This is a genomic window from Glaciibacter kafniensis (genome assembly GCF_039538945.1).
Lineage (GTDB): Bacteria > Actinomycetota > Actinomycetes > Actinomycetales > Microbacteriaceae > Cryobacterium > Cryobacterium kafniensis.
On sequence record NZ_BAABCN010000007.1, the window covers coordinates 128,348 to 145,094 of the forward strand.

The following is a 16,747-nucleotide window of genomic DNA, read 5'->3' on the forward strand; positions in this document are numbered from 1 at the left end:
GGTTGCTCCTGTGCCCTAGTGGTTGCTCGGGAAGCCGAGGTTGATCTGCGATTCAGACGGCTTCGGCCAGCGGGTCGTGATGACCTTGCTGCGCGTGTAGAACTGCACGCTCTCCGGGCCGTAGATGTGGGCGTCGCCGAACAGCGAGTCCTTCCAGCCGCCGAATGAATAGACGCCGGCCGGAACCGGGATCGGCACGTTGACGCCGACCATGCCGACCTCGATGTCGAACTCGAACTGCCGGGCTGTCGCACCGTCGCGGGTGAAGATGGCCACGCCGTTGCCGAACTGGTTCGAGTTGATCAGCTCGACGGCCTCGTCGTAGTTGGCGACGCGCACGACGGCCAGCACCGGGCCGAAGATCTCGTCGGTGTAGACCTTCATATCGGTGGTGACATTGTCGATCAGGCTGACGCCGACGAAGAAGCCGTCATTGTCGAATTTCTGCAGGGTGCCGTCGACGACCACGGTGGCGCCCTCGGCCGGAGCGTTGGTCACGTAGGAGGCCACCTTGTCGCGGTGCTCGCGGGTGATCAGCGGGCCCATCTCGCTGGCCGAATCGGTGCCGTCGCCGATGACGAGGCCACCCATGCGGGAGCGCACGGCTTCGACGAGCTCGTCGGCGACGTCGCCGACAGCAACGAGCACGCTCACTGCCATGCACCGTTCGCCCGCCGAGCCGTAGGCGGCGGAGATCGCGGCATCCGCTGCACCAGGGATGTCAGCATCCGGCATGACAACCATGTGGTTCTTGGCGCCGCCGAGTGCCTGGACGCGCTTGCCGTTCTGTGCGGCACGCAGGTAGATTGCCTTGGCGATCGGGGTGGAGCCGACGAAGCTGACGGCGGCGACGTCGGGGGAGTCGATGATGGTGTCGACGGCGACCTTGTCACCGTGAACGACGTTGAGCACGCCGTCGGGCAGGCCGGCTTCCTGAAAAAGCTTGGCCAGGAAGATGGCGGCGGACGGGTCTTTTTCGCTGGGCTTCAGCACGACCGTATTGCCGCAGGCGATCGCGGAGGCGACCATCCAGAGCGGAACCATGACCGGAAAGTTGAACGGCGTGATGCAGCCGACGACGCCGACGGGCTGCTTGACCGAGTGCACATCGACCCCGGTCGAGACCTGCTCGGAGTGCTCGCCCTTGAGCAGGTGGGTGAGACCGGATGCGAATTCCACGTTCTCGAGGCCGCGCGAGATCTCGCCTGCGGCATCCGAGAGCACCTTGCCGTGCTCGCTGGTGACGATGGCGGCGAGCTCAGGGGTGCGCTCCTTGAGCAGGTGGCGCAGGCGAAAGAAGACGTCGGAGCGCTTGACCAGGCTCGTGCGGCGCCAGGCCGGCAGCGCAGCCTTGGCGGCGGCGATGGCCGACTCGACATCGGCGACGGAACCGAGAACCAGATCATGCTGGGCCTGCCCGGTTGCCGGGTTGTAAATGACGCCGGTGCGGGTCGGCTCTCCGACCTCCTGGCCGTTGATGAAATGGCGCACGAGTGCCATGGAGTCTCCTTTGATCTGGATATCGTCAGCATTTCCGCCTGAAACGCGGAGGCTGAGCCGGCTGCCGGACACTCTGCCCGATTGGGCGCGTATCCTTACTCTGCAATGCTTGCAGACTAACCGAGGTGAAATCGATGCCAGACCGTCCCGTAATCGGTCGCGATCAGACAGATCGTCCGGACGCCGGTGGCGCGCAGCGCGCAGGTCTGCCGACCGTGCGCGATATTCTCCATCTGCCCGTGCTTTCCGCGGCGCTCCCCGAGCTGCTGGCCGGTGAGGAGTCGCTCGGCGTGCGCGTGCGCTGGGTGCACGTCAGCGACAGTCTCGGCGTGGCCAAGCTGCTTGACGGTGGCGAGTTGCTGCTCTCGACGGGCGCCGGTTGGTCGGCCGACGATTCGCTTCTCACCCAGTTCATCGAGGACCTCGTGCGCGTGGGTGCCGCCGGTCTCGTGCTCGAGTTGACCCAGGGCATCGATCGTGCGCCGCTGGCGGTGCGGGAGGCCTGCATCCGCCTCGGCTTTCCGCTCGTGGTGCTGCACAAAGAGGTCAAGTTCGTTGCGATCACCGAGGCGGTGCACAGCCGCATCATCTCCGACCAGACGGAGGCGTTGCGGGCGCGCGATGCCCTGCACGACCTGTTCATCGGCTTGAGTCTGCGCGGCAGCCCCGCCGACTACATCGTGGCTCAGCTCAGCCGAGTGCTAGACGCCCCGGTCGTGCTCGAGAACATCAATCATCAGGTGGTCGCCGTCGAAACTCTGGCGGCTGGCGACGACATCCTCGCCGGGTGGGAGCTCCGCTCGCGCAGTGCGCGGAGGGAAGCGGCTGGTGCCTGCGCGACCACCGGTGCAACCGCCGGTACCGGCGCGACCGGCACTGCTGCGACCGTCTCCGCTGCGACCGACACCGGTGCATCCGCCGGGTGGGACATCGTTCCCGTTGAGGCGCGCGGGGTGCGCTGGGGGTACCTCGTCGCGTTGCCGGGCGAGCCGCATCCGGCCGGTCGATTGCAGGTGATGGAGCAGGCTGCCGTCGCTCTCGCGCTCGGCCGGTTGGCCGACCGCGACGCCGACGAGTGGACCAGGCGCGGCCATGAACAGCTGCTCGCCGGCTTGCTCGGCGGCCGCTATCTGACCGAACTCGGGGTGACTCTGCGGCTCGAAGCGGCCGGGCTGAAGGTGCGCGACCGGATGCTGCTCGGCCTCGTGTTGGCTGTCGCGCCCGACGGTGCAGCGGTGGCGGCGGCACTCGCCGCTGCCACGGCCATCGGTGCCGATGCGATTGCGGCCGCCTACCCGAGCGCGAATCCGACTGGTCGGTCGGCTCAGCTCATGGTGGCGTTGTCGCTTCCGGCCGAGGCCCGGTTTCCGGACGCGGCGGCGTCGGCATTCGCGCAGGCTGTCGGCCAAGCGCTCAGCCTCTCCAGTCCGTCCGGCGCCGCCACCCCTGCCGCGCCCGTCACCCCCGACATCGCGATCGCGGTCGGCGGCGAGGCGCACGATGCGGCAAGCCTGCTCGCCTCACTGGAAGAGGCGGCTGAGCTGCTGCGACGAAACTCCTCGGCGCCCCGCCGCGGGGTGGAAGTGCACCGCGTCGAGAACCGGCCGCTGCTCAGGCTCGTCACCGCGCTCGGCAGTGATCCGAGGCTGCAAGCGCACAGCGAACAGATGCTGCGCCCGTTGATCGACCATGACCTGGAGTTCGGCAGCGGACTGCTGGCGGTGCTGACCGCTTTCGCGGCGCATCCGGGAAACCGCACCAAGGCAGCGACGGCCAGCCACCTCTCGCGGTCGGTGTTCTACCAGCGGATTGCGTTGATCGAAGACCTGCTCGACGTGGACCTCGACGATGGCGAGACCGTGAGCGCGCTGCACACGGCGTTGCTCGCGCGGGGTTCCTTGCGCTAGTTCACCTCATTCACTCGGTTCGAAGTTCAACCGTTCTGCCGGTCGCGAATGACTCGCGCGCGGCCAGCGAAACCTGCAGGGCGAGCACCGCGGACTCGGTTGGGCAGAGTGCGGGGCTGGCGCCGCTCTCGACGCACGCAAGAAAATAGGCGGCCTGCGCGGCATACGGTGAATCCGTTGACTCCTCCGAATAATCGAAAGTCTCTGTGCCGTGCGATCCGGTGATCTCCAGCGCACTCGTGAAGGAGTAGCCGACCGGCATGACATTGCATGTGGTGGCGATCCCGCGGCCGCCAGCAGTGTAGGTCACCGTCGTGTCACACGAGCCGGGCAGATCTCCCGGCTGCGCCGTGACCGAAAGCGGGGTGCCCAAAAACAGATTCAGCTGATCGAAGTCGTGAATGGCGAAATCCACGAGCGCCCCGCCGGAGGCTGAGTCATCGGTGATCCAGGATGTCCCCTGCCGGGGAGTCGAGTACCGACCGGCCCGCACCGAGTGCACGGTGCCGAGTCCTCCCGCTTCGGCCCGAGTGCGCATGGATGCGTACCCGTCGAAGAACCGCACCACGTGAGCGACCATGAATGTGCCGGGGCTCACCGCCGCACACGAGGCAACCCGCGCCGCGTCGGCCAGGGTCAGCGCGATCGGCTTCTCCAGCAACACGTTTTTGCCCGCTTGCAGGGCACGGATCGCGATCTCGGCGTGCGTGCCAGTGGGAGAACACACCGACAGGATGTCGACCTCCGGGTCGTTCAAGACAACGTCAAGATCGGTGACGAACTGAGCGTTCGGGGCGTGCGTCAGCGGGGCGCCGGGTCGCGGCGTGCAGACGTAGCGAATCTGGGAGCCCAGTCCGAGCTCTGACCAGGCCTCTGCGTGCACCTCGGCCATCGCCCCCTGACCGATCAGGGCAAGAGAATGTGCACCGTGTGATTCCATCATTGACACCAGATTTTCGTGGATGACCGCCGGGTCGAAGAGATGAACGACGAGGACCCGGCCGTGCCTCGGCATCCGCACCCAGCTATTTGAGACTGCCGGCCGTGATCCCCTCCACGATCTGCTTGTTGAAGACGATGTAGATGACAATCATGGGCAGGGTGATGATCGACAGTGCGGAGAACAGCAGCCCATAGTCGGTGACATACCGGCTGGAGAAGGCCAGCAGCCCGGTGGGGATGGTCTTCAGAGCGTCGTCCTGAATGTAGAGCAGCGCCAACAGAAACTCGTTCCAGCACGACAACGCCGAGAAGATCGCCACCGTCGCAAGGCCGGGGCGGAGCAGTGGTACGACCAACGACCAGAACATTCGCAGGTCACCTGCCCCATCGATGCGGGCCGCTTCAAAGAGCTCATCGGGAAGCGCATCCAGGTAGACCTTGAGCAGGTAGACCGCCAGCGGCAAGCCCATCGCCGTGTACGGCACGATCAGTGCCCAGCGGGTGTCGGTGATGGCCAAATCGGTGAACATCGTCGCTTGGGCGATGAAGTAGGACTGCAGTGGGAGCAACAGCCCGAGTGCGAGCAGCCCCATCAGCAGGCTGCGTCCCGGGAATCGGTACCGGCTGAAGGCGAATGCGGCCCCCACCCCCAGCAACAGGATCGCAAAAACTGAGCTGCCGGTGACGATCACGCTGTTGAGGGCGTACTGCCCGATATGCCCCACATCCCACGCCTCCACCCAGCGGGAGAAGTCAATGCCGGTGGGCAACGCGAACGGGGACGAGAAGATCTCCGCGTTCGATTTGAAGCTCGACAGCACCATCCACACCATCGGAAAGAAGAAGACGACGGCGATGACGACGAGCCCGAGCGTCACGAGGATGGCAGGGATCCTGCGGAGCAGAGACCCCTCGGTGCTCATATCCCGCAGGGTGGCGCTCATGCTCGGTCTCTCTTTCCGTTGCGGCCGTTCAGTCGCACGAAGACGAGGCCGATGGCGACAATGACGCCGGTCAGGAGCACGGCCATCGCTGAGCCGTAGCCGACATTCCCAAAGCTGAACACGGTGCGCACGAGGTAGGTGGTCGGGATCTCCGTTGCCCCATACGGACCACCGTTCGTCATGACATAGAACAGGTCGAAGCTCTGAAACCCTCCGGTGACGCAGAGCAGCACGGCCACGATCACGGCGCTGCGAATCATCGGCACCTTGACGCTGCGAAAAATCCGGGCCTCGCCTGCGCCGTCCAGACGCGCGGCCTCGACAACATCCGTTGGGATCTGGCTGAATGCGGCATAGAAAATCGTCATGTAGAACCCGGCATAGACCCAGCCAGAAACCACGCTGATTGCGAGGAGCGCCGTCGACGTGTCGCCCAACCAGACCCGCTGCAGTTCGGCGAGCCCGAACGCCTCAAGCGCCGCGTTGAGAAGGCCGAAATCGGCGTTGTAGACGAACGCCCAGAGCACGGCGACGACGACCATGGGAAGCATGACCGGTGTGAAGATGGCAACCCGGAACCAGAGCGAACCACGTTTGACCCCGCTGACCAGGCCGGCGAGCACCAAACCGACGGCGACCTCCAGCACCAGGGTGACAACGATGTAGATGAGCACATGCACGAAGGAGTCACGAAAGACCGTGTCCCCAATGGCAGTGATGTAGTTTTCGAACCCCACGAAGATCATCTCTCCGTAGCCGTTCCACTCCGTGAAGCTGTAACCCACGGTCATCGCCACGGGCAACAGCACGGCGAACCCGAACACCAGCAGGGCCGGAGCGAGGAACAGATAAGGCGCGAGCGCCCACTTCGATTTCATGTCGTCCCTTTCCGGGGATCAACCGGCCGTCTGCCTTCGGGTGGCAGACGGCCGGAAGCTGTCAGCCGAGCTTCTTGTCAATCCCAGCGAGCGCGTCGGTCGGAGAACTCTGGCCACCCATCACCTCGGCCAGCGCACTGTAGAAGGCGTTCGCCATCTCCAGGTCATAGCCGTTGTCTGGGGGCAGCACGATGGCCGGCGCCGTGGCCAACAACTCGCTCAGGCTCGCCGTGCGGGAGTCGATGCCTTCTCCACCCGCGGCCGACAGGGTCATCGGGGTGAGCTCGGCCTCGATGAACTGCGCGACGTACGTGTCGCTGTTCAGCAGCGCCAGAAACTCGGCTGCGGCATCCTGTTTCGTGCTCTTCGCGTTGACGACGTAGCCGGTGACGACACCGATCACGCTGTCCTGGTTGCCGACTCCGGGCATGGCCGGCCAGTTCACATAATCGAAGTTGAGGTCGGGCGCTTCGTCGATCGCCCAGCTGACCAGCCAGGAACCGATCGGGTGCATCGCGGCCTTGCCCTGGAAAAAGAGCTGGGCGCCTTCATTGTCGTCGACGGCGTTCGCGCTCTCGTTGAGGCATTTGTGGTCGGCGAGCTGCGCGACGTAACCGAACGCTTCCTCCCACTCCGGCGTGGAGAACGAGGCCTTCCCGGCGAGGGTTGCGTCGTAGACGTCTTCGCCGACGACTCGCGAGACGACGTGGGCAAGCCAGTTGCCCGCCGCCCAGAGATCTTTGTTGCCGGATGCGATCGGCGTGATGCCCTGCGCATTCAGAGTGTCGCAGGCGGCGAGGAGCTCGTCCCAGGTGGCCGGTGGGGTGACCCCGGCGCCGGCGAGGAGGTCCTCGTTGTACCACAGCACATTCGTCACATCCGCGGAATGCGGAACCATGACGACCTGATCGTCGATGGTCAGCGAGTCGAAGACCGCCGGGTCGAACAGCTCGCTGAGCGGTCCGGTCGTGACGGCGTCGGTGAGATCGGCGGCAAAGCCGTCATCGAACCGTTGCTGGAGCCGGGCGCCGGCCCATTCGAAGTAGATGTCCGGTGCTTTGCGGCCGTTGAGCAGGTTCGGCAAACCGATGGTGTGGTACAGGTCGTCGTCGAGGTAGTTCATTTCAACCGTGTAGTCAGGGTTGTCGCTCTCGAACTGTTCTGCGACGGCGTCCCACACCCGGATCTGGGCTTCGCCGGGCGACCCCATGGCGATGCGCAAGACGTTGTCGTCGTTTCCACCCTTCCCTCCTCCGGAACATCCGGTGAGCGTGAGCGCTCCGGCACTGAGCAGGGCGAGCGTGCCAATCGTCAATCTGCGAAATCTGGTCATGATGCTTCCTTTGCTGTCGACAGTTTCGGTGGTGCGAGGGATTCTGGGCGTGCGTACTGATCGGTCTTATCGGTCTGATCGGTCTGATCGGTCGTGAGGTCTGCCAGCGTCATGTCGAGCAGATCACCGAACACCCGACGATTCGCCGTGCGAAAAGCAGTCAAGTACCCGATCAACTCGACGGGCCCGTCGCTCTCGAGTCGCGCGTCGGCGGCGAGCTCGGCGATCCGGGCGAGGGCGTCGGCCCCGAGCCGGAAGGACTCGACCCACGGGCGGGCCTCCTCGATCAGAGCCCGATTGCTGACGGGGCCGTCGAGGAGATGATCGGCGGCCTCCCTCATCTGGCGGGCGACGTCGGAGAGCACGGCTGCCGCATGCTGCGGGTCACCGAATCGGTAGTCATACGCGAACGCATTGAGGGCACGGGTGAGGGCGGGGGCGTCCTCCGCGCTCAAACAGGACGAACGCACGGTGTCGGCAAAGAGCGAGTACGCCGCATAGTCGTCGTCCCCGACGACATCCCGGAGCGCACGCTTCCAGCTCTCTTCTGGGTCGTAGTGCTCCGGAGCGCTCAGGTAGTCGGCGATGGTGGCAAAGGCGATCTTCGAGGACTCGAACAGTTCCATCCCATTCGCGATCACGCCAGTGGCGAATCGGTACAGGTGCCGGTCTCGTCCTTGGTAGGGGCCGATGTGCAATTCGTGCCCCATCGCCACGTCGTTGACGGGGTAGTTGTCCCAATAGGTGACAGGGCGCAGGGCCGAACGGGCGAAAAGCGCGGCGTCGGCGAGGTCAAGCGTGGCCGAGCAGATTGCGCGGCCGCTCCAGAACAGGTCGATCCGGGGGTCGATCCCGTGGCCGAGCCGTGTGATGTAGTCCTCGTCGCCGTATCCCCAATAGACGGTGGGGCACACGATGAGTCCGGCGGCATGGCCGAGATGCGTGAAGACGCTCCCGATCAGGGCGCGGTGCGCCTCGACCAGGTCGACGAAGGCGGCTTGGTCTGCCGGGTGCTGCAGTTCGCTCGGGATGTCGTCGAGGAGGAGTCCGAACCGGTCGACGCCGAGCGCCGCAACGGTGTCGTATTTTGCGCAGAGCGCGGCGCGATCTGCGGCGCTTGAGTATTCGATGGAGAGCCCGGGCGAGAGACAGTAGACAAAGTCGACCCCGTGTGTGCGGCACTGGTCGACCAGGGCTTTCAGTCGCACCAGCTCATCGCCGAGATATGGCTCGCGCCACCGTTCCCGCACCAGTGGGTCGCCCTTCGGCGCGTAGACGAATGTGTTCATTCCACGGGCCGCGACGAACTCGATCAGTTCCAGCCGCTGCGAGTCGCTCCACGGACGACCGTAGAATCCCTCGATCACCCCGCGGATGGCGAAGGCCGGTTCGGTTTGCGCTGTCACCGTACCGCCCCCCGGCTGATGAACCGTGAGTTGGCGGCGTCGCCTCCCGCAGTGTTGCTACTGGAGTACACCTCGGGTGTGACACCCCGTTCGACCAAGAGCTGCACCGCTTCGGCCACCACGGCGTTGAGGATCGCCGCCCCGACGACGGTCGAGGTCGGAGCCACCCTGGCGTCGAAGTCAGGGATGGCCATCGACGCATCGCCGACGCATCCGCCGTTGTCGATCACGATGTCGGCCAGTTCGTGCAGGCGCGGGTGATCATTCGAGCGCGCCTTGACGGAGGTGGAGTGTTGCAGGCTGGTCACCGCGATCACCGGCACTCCACTGAGTCTTACGCGCTGCACGAGTTCGGAGGTCACGGCATTGCTGCCGGAATTCGATGCGACGATGAGCACATCACCGGGTGCAATGGGGTGGTCGATGAGCAACGCTTCGGCGAGGCCGGTCAGCCGCTCGAGCGACGTGCTGAGCGGTGCGCTCGCGTGCAACATGAGCCCTTCGAAGAGAATGGGGCTGACTCGCACCAATCCGCCCGCCCGATAGAAGAGTTCTTCGGCCAGCATGTGGGAATGGCCGGTGCCGAACACATGAACCGTGTGCTCGGCGGCTACGGTGTCGGCGACGAGATTCGCCGCTGCACTGATCTGCGGCCATTGCGTCTCGCCCAGTCGATTGATCAGGGTTTGGGCAAGCTGCAGGTAACGCACTCCCGCTGAAGTGGGCGCGGTGGTCATTTCGAGGTTCCTACTTTCCAGAAATGGATCAGGTCGGGATAGCGGTCGGTCGCGCCGGTCAGCCCGAGACGGAGCGCCCCATCGAGGGCTGACTCATCGACGTTTCGCGGGAGCACGTTTTCGGTCGTGAGCAACGCGTCGAGGCGTTGTCGGAGCGGACTGCGTAGATCAAGCAGTCCGCCGCCGAGGGCAAGCGGAGTCGGGGAAGGCCCGGTCCAGGTCGCCCCTGCACGGATCGTGCAGAGCAGTTCCGAGGCCGCTTCATCGAGAATTCCGCCGGCCACGTCGTCGCCGGCCGCCGCGGCATCCTGCACGGCGCGGGCGAACTGGGCAATGGCGTTCACCGGTCGCGCAGCGCCATGCACCCGGACGTGCAGGGTAGCGACATCGCCGAACTGCTCGGCCGCCACCGTGGTCAACCCGGTAGCGCTTCCGCGCCCGTCGGCTGCTTTCAGCACAGCAGCCAGTCCGCGGCTGCCCATCCAGAACGCGCCACCGGCATCGCCGAGAAGAAATCCGTGGCCGTCGATGACCCGTGGGGCTCCGCTCTCCGGCACGGCCAGGCAGGCTACTCCGGTGCCCGCGATGAGGGACACACCGTGCCCGCCCGACAGAGCGCCGGCGTGGGTGGTGATGGCGTCGTCGGCCACCCAGACTTCAGTGGCCCCTGTCGCCTCGGCGACGAGGGCGCTGAGGCGATCCGCCTCCCCACGTTCGCTCGGGGCGGTCGTCAGGCCAAGCACGACCCGGTCGACCGCATCGAATCCGGCGCGCTGCCAGCCCTGGATGACGGCATCCGCCACCGCCAGCACGACGTCGCCCTCCAACCGGCTGACCCCCGCCACCTCGACGATCTGCGCGTGGTGCGAATGTGCGAGTCGAATTCCCGATTGACCGCCGTCGACTCCGAGAACCCTCATCGGGCACCAGCCTTCGTGCGCACGACGGTGAATGCGCCGCCGGAGATGTCGGCCTTCAACTGATATTTGTCGCCGCGGTAGCAGCAACTGGCGACCATGATGACGCGCCCGCGGGTGTCAGAATCGACCATGCGGATGCGCAGGCAGGCTTGGTGTTCTGCGACAGTGAGCAGGCCCCGCACTCGCTCGTCGGGCAGCATCGGTTCGATCGAGACTTGGGCGGAGCCGGTGACGATGCCGTACCGGTCGGCCAGGACTTCGTAGAGCGATCCGTCAAGGTCGGTGTCGCGGAGGCCCGGCACGAGAGCTTCAGGAATCCAGACGGATTCCACGGCCATCGCCTCCCCGCTGGCCAAACGCAACCGGGTGAAGCTCAGCACCCGAACGCCGACGGCCACCTGCAGTTGCGCCGCGATTCCGGCATCCGCCTCGATGGCCCGGAAAGCGAGGAGACGACTGCCAGGGACAAGCCCTCTGGCGCGCATATCTTGAGAAAACGAGGTCAGGCCGAGCAGGCGCACAAATGGTTGCGGCGTGACATAGGTTCCTGAACCGTGACGGCGCTCAACCAATCCCTCGGTGACGAGGGTGTCGACCGCGCGACGAATCGTCATCCTGGCCACTCCCCAGCGGATGCTCAAGTCGCGTTCCCCCGGCAGGCGTTCCCCCACGGCGGCCGTCGCGACCAGCTCTCTGAGCTGGGCGCGCAGAGTGCGTCTGATCGAGTCGTCGGTGATGTCCACGCACACAGTAGAGCGCATCTGCGCGAGAGCGGCAAGAGACCGAGTAGACCACTTCATGGCCGGCACGACCCCCGTTCGAGGCCCACCCCTCCGGCAAAGTCTCCTGATTCGGCGGCATAGTGCGGCACTTGTTGTGACCCGAGCGAGACCACTCTTCGAGGAATTGGTCGAACACCGGTAGACCACTTTTCGGGAGGCGCTATCGTAAGCGCCATGAATGACGTGCGCCGGTCAACACCGGCTGACCTCCAGAGCATCTATCAGATCTGCTTCGAGACGGCCGCGCGCGCGCCCGATGGCAGTCTGCTTCACCACCATCCCGAGTTGCTCGGTCATATTTACGCCGGCCCGTACGTCGTGCGGCAACCAGACCTCTGCTTCGTGGTCACCGATGAGGAGGGAGTCGGCGGCTATCTGCTCGGCACCGCCGACACACTGGCATTCGAGGCCTGGGAGGAACGCGACTGGTGGCCGGCTCTGCGCAGCCGCCATCCCGATCTCGGAGGGACCGCCCCTGACGACGACCTCATCCGCCACATCCACACGCCCATTCGAGCGCCGGAGACCGTGGTGGCCGAGTATCCGGCGCACCTGCATATCGATTTGCTCCCCCGATTGCAGGGGAAGGGGTACGGCCGCATCCTCATCGACACGGTGATGCACGAGTTTCGCGACCGCGGCGTCTCCGGGGTGCATTTGAATGTCGGCGACGAGAACCACAACGCCATCGCCTTCTACCACCACTTGGGTTTCAGCCAAGTGGGGGTCGGGGCCACCTCGCTCTATATGGGAATGAGACTGTCGTGACCTTTCCAGAACCCCGTGTCGTGCCGCTACGCGGTGGGCCCACCCTGCGCTGGGGAGTCGTCGGACCCGGCGGAATCGCCACCGACTTCGTCAGCACCCTCCATGCGCACACCGACCAACGGGTGACGGCCGTGGGTTCCCGCACCGCCGAGCGCGCCGAGCGCTTCGCCGAGGCGCACGGTATCCCGCGCAGCTACGGTTCCTACCAGGAGCTGGTGGACGATCCCGAGGTGGACATCGTCTATGTGGCGACGCCGAACAGCCAGCATCGACCACTCGCACTGCTGGCGATCGCTGCCGGCAAACACGTGCTGGTGGAGAAGCCGATCGGGGTCGATCGCGCCGATGCGCAGGTCATCGTCGATGCGGCGCGGGCCGCAGGGGTGTTTGCGATGGAGGCGATGTGGAGCAGATTTCTGCCGCAAACGGATGTGATCGCGCAGCTGTTGGAGACCGGCCGGCTGGGCCAGGTCAGCCTCGTCACCGCGGACTTCGGTGCGAACTTCGGCACCGATCAGACGGTCTCGGTCTTTCGGCCGGAGGACGGCGGCGGGGCGATGCGGGACATCGGAATCTACCCGGTCTGGTTCGCCCGTTTCGTGCTCGGTCACCCACTCGAGATTGTGGCCAGGGGCCACCTTACGCAATCCGGTGTCGACGCTCAGGTCGCCATGATCTATTCAGCGGCCGATTCCGCTCAGGCTCTGCTCTCCACCACCATGCTCGCCGACACCCCGGCCGAAGCGACGATCAGCGGCACCCTCGGTCGAATCGAGATTCGTAGCCCGTTTCTGATGCCCGATGGTTTCGACCTCGTCATCGACGAGCAGCGGCAGCGGTGGACCGATGACTCCGGGTTGCGCTTGCGCGATGGGCTCTGCTGGCAGGCGACTGCGATCGCCCAGCATGTCGCTGACGGACTGACCGAGTCCCCGCTGCACACACTCGATGACTCACTGGCGATCATGGGAATCATCGATGACGTGCGCGGCCGTGTGCACGAGGCGGCAGAAGCTGCGCTCGTTGGTCGCTAGGCTTCCGTCGCCGAACTGTGGCAGATGACCACTTTTCGCGCGAAAAACCGTCATCTGCCACAGTTCGGCGAACGCAACGCCGGCCGATCAGGCGAAGTAGACCTTGCGCAACGTCTGCGTGATCGTCCAGACCGTGCGCTGACCCGCGCGCAGACGCATCACGTCGCCGGGAGCGAGCAGAACGGTCTCACCGGTCTCCTCGAACTCGACGGTGCCGGCCCCGAAGAGCACGACGAAGATCTCGTCGGCCTCGACGTCGCTCATCGCGCCGGGGGTCATCTCCCAGACGCCGATCTCACTGCCGCCGAACTCTCCGAGCGTGGCCGAACCGGTGTGCGGCTGGCCAGCCAGCCGCTGCTCGGCGGCAACCGCCTCGAGCTCGATGCGGAGCTCGAGCGCGGCGATTTTCACCGAGGAGTTGAGCAGCGTGGTGTCAGGCATGGGCATCCATTTCTAGAGAGGGGTGCAGGAGAACACGTCGGGGTGACATCGAGACGGATGCGGCGGGCCACTCACGAGGGCCGCTCACGACGGCGGGCCGCTCACGGCGGTGCGGGACAGCCACGACGCCGCAGCCCCGACGCCACAGCCCCGACGCCGCAGCCACGACGCCGCAGTCCCGACGCCACAGCCTAGGCCGCAGCCAGCGTCTTCGCGATCTCTTCTGGCGACTGGTCGCTGCGGCGCAGCACCATGGCGACCACGAAGAGCGCGAAGAGCGTCAGCAGGAACATCGCTGTCGACACTGCCGCGATCTCTGGCCGGAGCCCGACCCGCAACGCGCTGAAGATGTAGACCGGCCACGGGGTGGAGCCGGGCACCTGGATGAAGCTCGACACGATGGTGTTGTCGAGGCTGAGCGTGAACGACATGAGCGCACCGGCCCAGATCGCTGGCGCAGCGACGGGCAGCGTGATCTGCGTGAACCGACGGAACGGCGTCGCATACAGGTCGGCCGCTGCCTCCTCGAGCGAGGCATCCAAACCATGCATGCGCGCCCGCACGATGAACGTGACGACGGCGATCGAGAGCACCGCGTGAGCAATCACCAGGCGCACCATACCGTTGTTGAGTGGAGCAATGCCGGCATCGGTGCCGAGACTCACGAACCAGGGCAACATCGACACCGCGTCGACGATTTCGGGTGTGAACAAGGTGATGCCGAGCAGACCCGTCGCCAGCAGAACGCTGAGCGAGCCGACGCGTGAGCGGGCCAGGGCGATGCCGCCGAGGGTTCCGAGAATCGTCGATACGATCGCCGCCCCGACCGCAGCACCGATCGAGGTCATCACCGAGCCGCGGATGATCGGGTTGTCGATCGCCGACAGGTAGGCGTCGAAGCCGAAGCCTTCCCACGAAGCCAGCAGCCGGCCGGTGTTGAAGGAGTAGACGATCATCACGATGATCGGCAGAAACAGGAAGCCGAAGACGAGCACACCCCAGACGGTGAGTGCGATGTGCACTGGATCGCGGCGTGTGCCGCGGCGTTGACGTCGAACGGTTGCCTGGCTCATGCCGCCCCTCCTGAGAACACGACGCGACGTGATCGTCGCACGAAATAGCGGATGGCGAAGGCGACGAGGGCGCACACGCCAACGGCCGCCGCGATGAAGAGCATCAGCAGCACGGCCATGGCCGAACCGAGTGCCCAGTTTTGCGCCGTGTTGAACTGGCTGGCGACGAGCTGGCCGATCATGTTGCCCTGGGCCCCACCGAGCACCGACGCGGTGATGTAGTCACCCATCAGCGGGATGAAGACGAGCAAGCTGCCGGCGGCGATGCCGGGTGCGGCCAACGGCAGGGTGACTTGAAAGAGCGTGCGGATGCGGTTCGCCCCGAGGTCGGCGCTCGCCTCCCGCAGCGGTCGGCCGGCCCGGTCGATCGCCACATAAAGCGGCAGGATCATCAGCGGCAGATAGTTGTAGACGACACCGAGTTGCACGGCGGTCTGCGTGTACAGGATGTCGAGGCGACCGTCGATGAGGCCGACATCCTGCAAGAAGGTCGAGAGAAAACCGCGCGGGGAGAGCACGATCTGCCAGCCGAGGGTGCGCACCAGAAAGTTCGTCCAGAACGGCACGAGCACGAGGGCCAGCGCGAGCGGCCGCCAGCGCGGGTTGAGCTTGACGGCGAGCCAGTATGCGAACGGAACGGCGATGATCAGGCAGAGTGCCGTGCCGATCAGGCCGATCTTGAGGGTGTTCCAGAAGGTGCCGATGAAGGTTGCGTCGAGCGCTTCGGCGTAGCGATCGAAGGAGAGGATGTCGTTCGAATGCGCGGTGAACAGGTCGGGTTTGTAGCCGAAGCTGTACCAGAGCACGAGCAGCAGCGGCATGACGAAGAAGAACAGTACGAAGGCCCACGTGGGGAATCCGAGGGCCGCCGCGCGGTCGAATTTCTTGCGCTGTTTCATCAGGAACCTGCCTTTGCCATCATGCGGTTCACGATCGCGACGAGGCGTTCTGCGGCCTCGTTGACCACGGCGGGAGTGAGCCGTTCGACGACCTCCGCCGGAGGGAACACGAGTTCGGGAAGTTCGAACTCGCGTTCCGCCGCCATCTTCTCGACACCGGTCACACCCGTGTTGTAGCCGATGTAGTCGACCTCGCGAAATGAGACCTCTGGCTCAAGCATGAAGTCGATGAACGCATACGCGGCATCCATGTTCTGGGCACCGGTCGCGATCGCCCAGGTGTCCATCCAGATGTTCGCGGTCGGGGTGGGGTACACGAACTTCCACGCCTCTGGGGTGTCGGTGACGAGCAGACCTTGGCGCACGTCGCCGTTGAAGGCCTGCATCAGCGCGAAGGTCTCTTCGGGAATGCCGCTGGTCACCGCTGTCGAGTTGAAGGCCTTGATGTGCGGGGCGAGTGAGTTCACGAGAAAGTCCTCGGCGGCGTCGAGGTCCGCCTTCTTCGTGGTGTTCGGATCGATGCCGTTCGCGGCAAAATACATGCTCGTCACCTCCCAGGGGTCTTCGAGCACCGCTACGTTCTTGCTGGCCTCGTTCTGCGCGGCATCCAAGAAGTCAGCCCAGGATGTCATGGGCCGGGTGATCACGCGGGTGTCGTAGGCGTACCCGGTGGTTCCCCAGTTCTTGCAGACCGAGTACTTGTTGCCGCGGTCCCAGGACTGGTCGCGATACAGCGGGTCGATGTTCTCGAAGTTCTTCAAGAACGAGTGATCGAGTTCTTGCAGCAGACCGTTGGCCGACATCATCGGAATGTAGTTGCCGGTGGGCACGACGACGTCGTAGCCGCTGGTGCCACGGGTCGCGCCGAGCTTGGCGATCAACTCTTCGTTGGAGCCGAAGCTGTCGAGCTGCACGGTGGTGCCGGTTTTTTGGAACTTCGCGATGTTGTCGGGGTCGCTGTAGTCGCCCCAGCTGTAGACGTTGAGGTGATTCTCCACCTTTCCGTCGGGCAGCACGGAGGGAGCGAAGCCGGTGCTGCTGCTGCACGCGGTCAGGGCGCCGGTCGCGGTGAGCACCACGAAACCAGACAGCACGGCACGGCGGCTGATCCGGGCGACGCTCGCGCGCGGAACGAGGGCGCGAACGGCGGGCACGGTGGGCATGTTTGCGGGCACGCCTGGGT

At 65.2% G+C, this 16,747-nt stretch carries 16 protein-coding genes; 3 read left to right on the top strand and 13 right to left on the bottom strand.

Features of this window, described 5'->3' with window-relative positions:
- Positions 1-15: 15 nt before the first annotated feature.
- Positions 16-1,500, bottom strand: coding sequence for a CoA-acylating methylmalonate-semialdehyde dehydrogenase (locus tag ABD791_RS12260; protein ID WP_345066922.1), 1,485 nt, complete (start codon positions 1,498-1,500; stop codon positions 16-18).
- 134 nt (positions 1,501-1,634) lie between these two features.
- On the opposite strand from ABD791_RS12260, the gene ABD791_RS12265 reads away from it, so the two are divergent.
- On the top strand, positions 1,635-3,407 hold the full coding sequence (locus ABD791_RS12265; RefSeq protein WP_345066925.1) for a PucR family transcriptional regulator: 1,773 nt from the start codon (positions 1,635-1,637) through the stop codon (positions 3,405-3,407).
- 10 nt (positions 3,408-3,417) lie between these two features.
- Here the strand turns inward: ABD791_RS12265 and ABD791_RS12270 are convergent, their stop codons facing one another.
- The 8 genes from ABD791_RS12270 to ABD791_RS12305 all read right to left on the bottom strand — a co-directional run bounded on the left by ABD791_RS12270 (position 3,418) and on the right by ABD791_RS12305 (position 11,310).
- A complete protein-coding gene (locus ABD791_RS12270; RefSeq protein ID WP_345066928.1) occupies positions 3,418-4,350 on the bottom strand; it encodes a Gfo/Idh/MocA family protein in 933 nt (310 codons plus the stop codon).
- A gap of 82 nt (positions 4,351-4,432) precedes the next feature.
- Positions 4,433-5,293, bottom strand: coding sequence for a carbohydrate ABC transporter permease (locus ABD791_RS12275; RefSeq protein WP_345066931.1), 861 nt, complete (start codon positions 5,291-5,293; stop codon positions 4,433-4,435).
- Positions 5,290-6,171, bottom strand: coding sequence for a carbohydrate ABC transporter permease (locus ABD791_RS12280; protein ID WP_345066934.1), 882 nt, complete (start codon positions 6,169-6,171; stop codon positions 5,290-5,292). Before ABD791_RS12280 ends, ABD791_RS12275 begins: the two co-directional genes overlap by 4 nt.
- Positions 6,172-6,232: 61 nt before the next feature.
- Positions 6,233-7,504 carry an ABC transporter substrate-binding protein gene (locus ABD791_RS12285; protein WP_345066937.1) on the bottom strand — a complete coding sequence of 424 codons (1,272 nt, stop codon included), beginning with the start codon at positions 7,502-7,504 and terminating at the stop codon, positions 6,233-6,235.
- Positions 7,501-8,910, bottom strand: coding sequence for a protein O-GlcNAcase (locus ABD791_RS12290; protein ID WP_345066940.1), 1,410 nt, complete (start codon positions 8,908-8,910; stop codon positions 7,501-7,503). Before ABD791_RS12290 ends, ABD791_RS12285 begins: the two co-directional genes overlap by 4 nt.
- The gene (locus ABD791_RS12295; protein WP_345066943.1) at positions 8,907-9,647 is read right to left on the bottom strand and encodes a sugar isomerase domain-containing protein; all 741 of its coding nucleotides are present in this window, start codon (positions 9,645-9,647) and stop codon (positions 8,907-8,909) included. Before ABD791_RS12295 ends, ABD791_RS12290 begins: the two co-directional genes overlap by 4 nt.
- A complete protein-coding gene (locus tag ABD791_RS12300) occupies positions 9,644-10,567 on the bottom strand; it encodes a BadF/BadG/BcrA/BcrD ATPase family protein (protein WP_345066945.1) in 924 nt (307 codons plus the stop codon). Before ABD791_RS12300 ends, ABD791_RS12295 begins: the two co-directional genes overlap by 4 nt.
- On the bottom strand, positions 10,564-11,310 hold the full coding sequence (locus tag ABD791_RS12305; RefSeq protein WP_345066948.1) for a GntR family transcriptional regulator: 747 nt from the start codon (positions 11,308-11,310) through the stop codon (positions 10,564-10,566). The genes ABD791_RS12300 and ABD791_RS12305 overlap by 4 nt, the downstream gene beginning before the upstream one ends.
- Before the next feature lie 213 nt (positions 11,311-11,523).
- On the opposite strand from ABD791_RS12305, the gene ABD791_RS12310 reads away from it, so the two are divergent.
- A complete protein-coding gene (locus tag ABD791_RS12310; protein WP_345066950.1) occupies positions 11,524-12,117 on the top strand; it encodes a GNAT family N-acetyltransferase in 594 nt (197 codons plus the stop codon).
- Positions 12,114-13,151 (top strand): Gfo/Idh/MocA family protein, encoded by a 1,038-nt coding sequence (locus ABD791_RS12315; RefSeq protein ID WP_345066953.1) that lies wholly within the window; start codon positions 12,114-12,116, stop codon positions 13,149-13,151. Before ABD791_RS12310 ends, ABD791_RS12315 begins: the two co-directional genes overlap by 4 nt.
- Before the next feature lie 87 nt (positions 13,152-13,238).
- On the opposite strand, the gene ABD791_RS12320 is transcribed toward ABD791_RS12315, so the two are convergent.
- From ABD791_RS12320 to ABD791_RS12335, 4 genes are all read right to left on the bottom strand, one after another.
- Positions 13,239-13,592, bottom strand: a complete 354-nt coding sequence (locus ABD791_RS12320) for a cupin domain-containing protein (RefSeq protein ID WP_345066956.1) — start codon at positions 13,590-13,592, stop codon at positions 13,239-13,241.
- A 191-nt stretch (positions 13,593-13,783) separates the two neighbouring features.
- The gene (locus ABD791_RS12325) at positions 13,784-14,665 is read right to left on the bottom strand and encodes an ABC transporter permease (protein ID WP_345066959.1); all 882 of its coding nucleotides are present in this window, start codon (positions 14,663-14,665) and stop codon (positions 13,784-13,786) included.
- On the bottom strand, positions 14,662-15,564 hold the full coding sequence (locus ABD791_RS12330; protein ID WP_345066962.1) for an ABC transporter permease: 903 nt from the start codon (positions 15,562-15,564) through the stop codon (positions 14,662-14,664). The genes ABD791_RS12325 and ABD791_RS12330 overlap by 4 nt, the downstream gene beginning before the upstream one ends.
- Positions 15,564-16,727, bottom strand: coding sequence for a polyamine ABC transporter substrate-binding protein (locus ABD791_RS12335; protein ID WP_345066965.1), 1,164 nt, complete (start codon positions 16,725-16,727; stop codon positions 15,564-15,566). The genes ABD791_RS12330 and ABD791_RS12335 overlap by 1 nt, the downstream gene beginning before the upstream one ends.
- Between the last annotated feature and the right edge of the window lie 20 nt (positions 16,728-16,747).

Bases quoted from the DNA above. Each gene is read 5' to 3' on its own strand.
- ABD791_RS12260 (WP_345066922.1), bottom strand. From the start codon at position 1,500: ATGGCACTCGTGCGCCATTTCATCAACGGCCAGGAGGTCGGAGAGCCG.
- ABD791_RS12265 (WP_345066925.1), top strand. From the start codon at position 1,635: ATGCCAGACCGTCCCGTAATCGGTCGCGATCAGACAGATCGTCCGGAC.
- ABD791_RS12270 (WP_345066928.1), bottom strand. From the start codon at position 4,350: ATGATGGAATCACACGGTGCACATTCTCTTGCCCTGATCGGTCAGGGG.
- ABD791_RS12275 (WP_345066931.1), bottom strand. From the start codon at position 5,293: ATGAGCGCCACCCTGCGGGATATGAGCACCGAGGGGTCTCTGCTCCGC.
- ABD791_RS12280 (WP_345066934.1), bottom strand. From the start codon at position 6,171: ATGAAATCGAAGTGGGCGCTCGCGCCTTATCTGTTCCTCGCTCCGGCC.
- ABD791_RS12285 (WP_345066937.1), bottom strand. From the start codon at position 7,504: ATGACCAGATTTCGCAGATTGACGATTGGCACGCTCGCCCTGCTCAGT.
- ABD791_RS12295 (WP_345066943.1), bottom strand. From the start codon at position 9,647: ATGACCACCGCGCCCACTTCAGCGGGAGTGCGTTACCTGCAGCTTGCC.
- ABD791_RS12300 (WP_345066945.1), bottom strand. From the start codon at position 10,567: ATGAGGGTTCTCGGAGTCGACGGCGGTCAATCGGGAATTCGACTCGCA.
- ABD791_RS12310 (WP_345066950.1), top strand. From the start codon at position 11,524: ATGAATGACGTGCGCCGGTCAACACCGGCTGACCTCCAGAGCATCTAT.
- ABD791_RS12320 (WP_345066956.1), bottom strand. From the start codon at position 13,592: ATGCCTGACACCACGCTGCTCAACTCCTCGGTGAAAATCGCCGCGCTC.
- ABD791_RS12325 (WP_345066959.1), bottom strand. From the start codon at position 14,665: ATGAGCCAGGCAACCGTTCGACGTCAACGCCGCGGCACACGCCGCGAT.
- ABD791_RS12330 (WP_345066962.1), bottom strand. From the start codon at position 15,564: ATGAAACAGCGCAAGAAATTCGACCGCGCGGCGGCCCTCGGATTCCCC.
- ABD791_RS12335 (WP_345066965.1), bottom strand. From the start codon at position 16,727: ATGCCCACCGTGCCCGCCGTTCGCGCCCTCGTTCCGCGCGCGAGCGTC.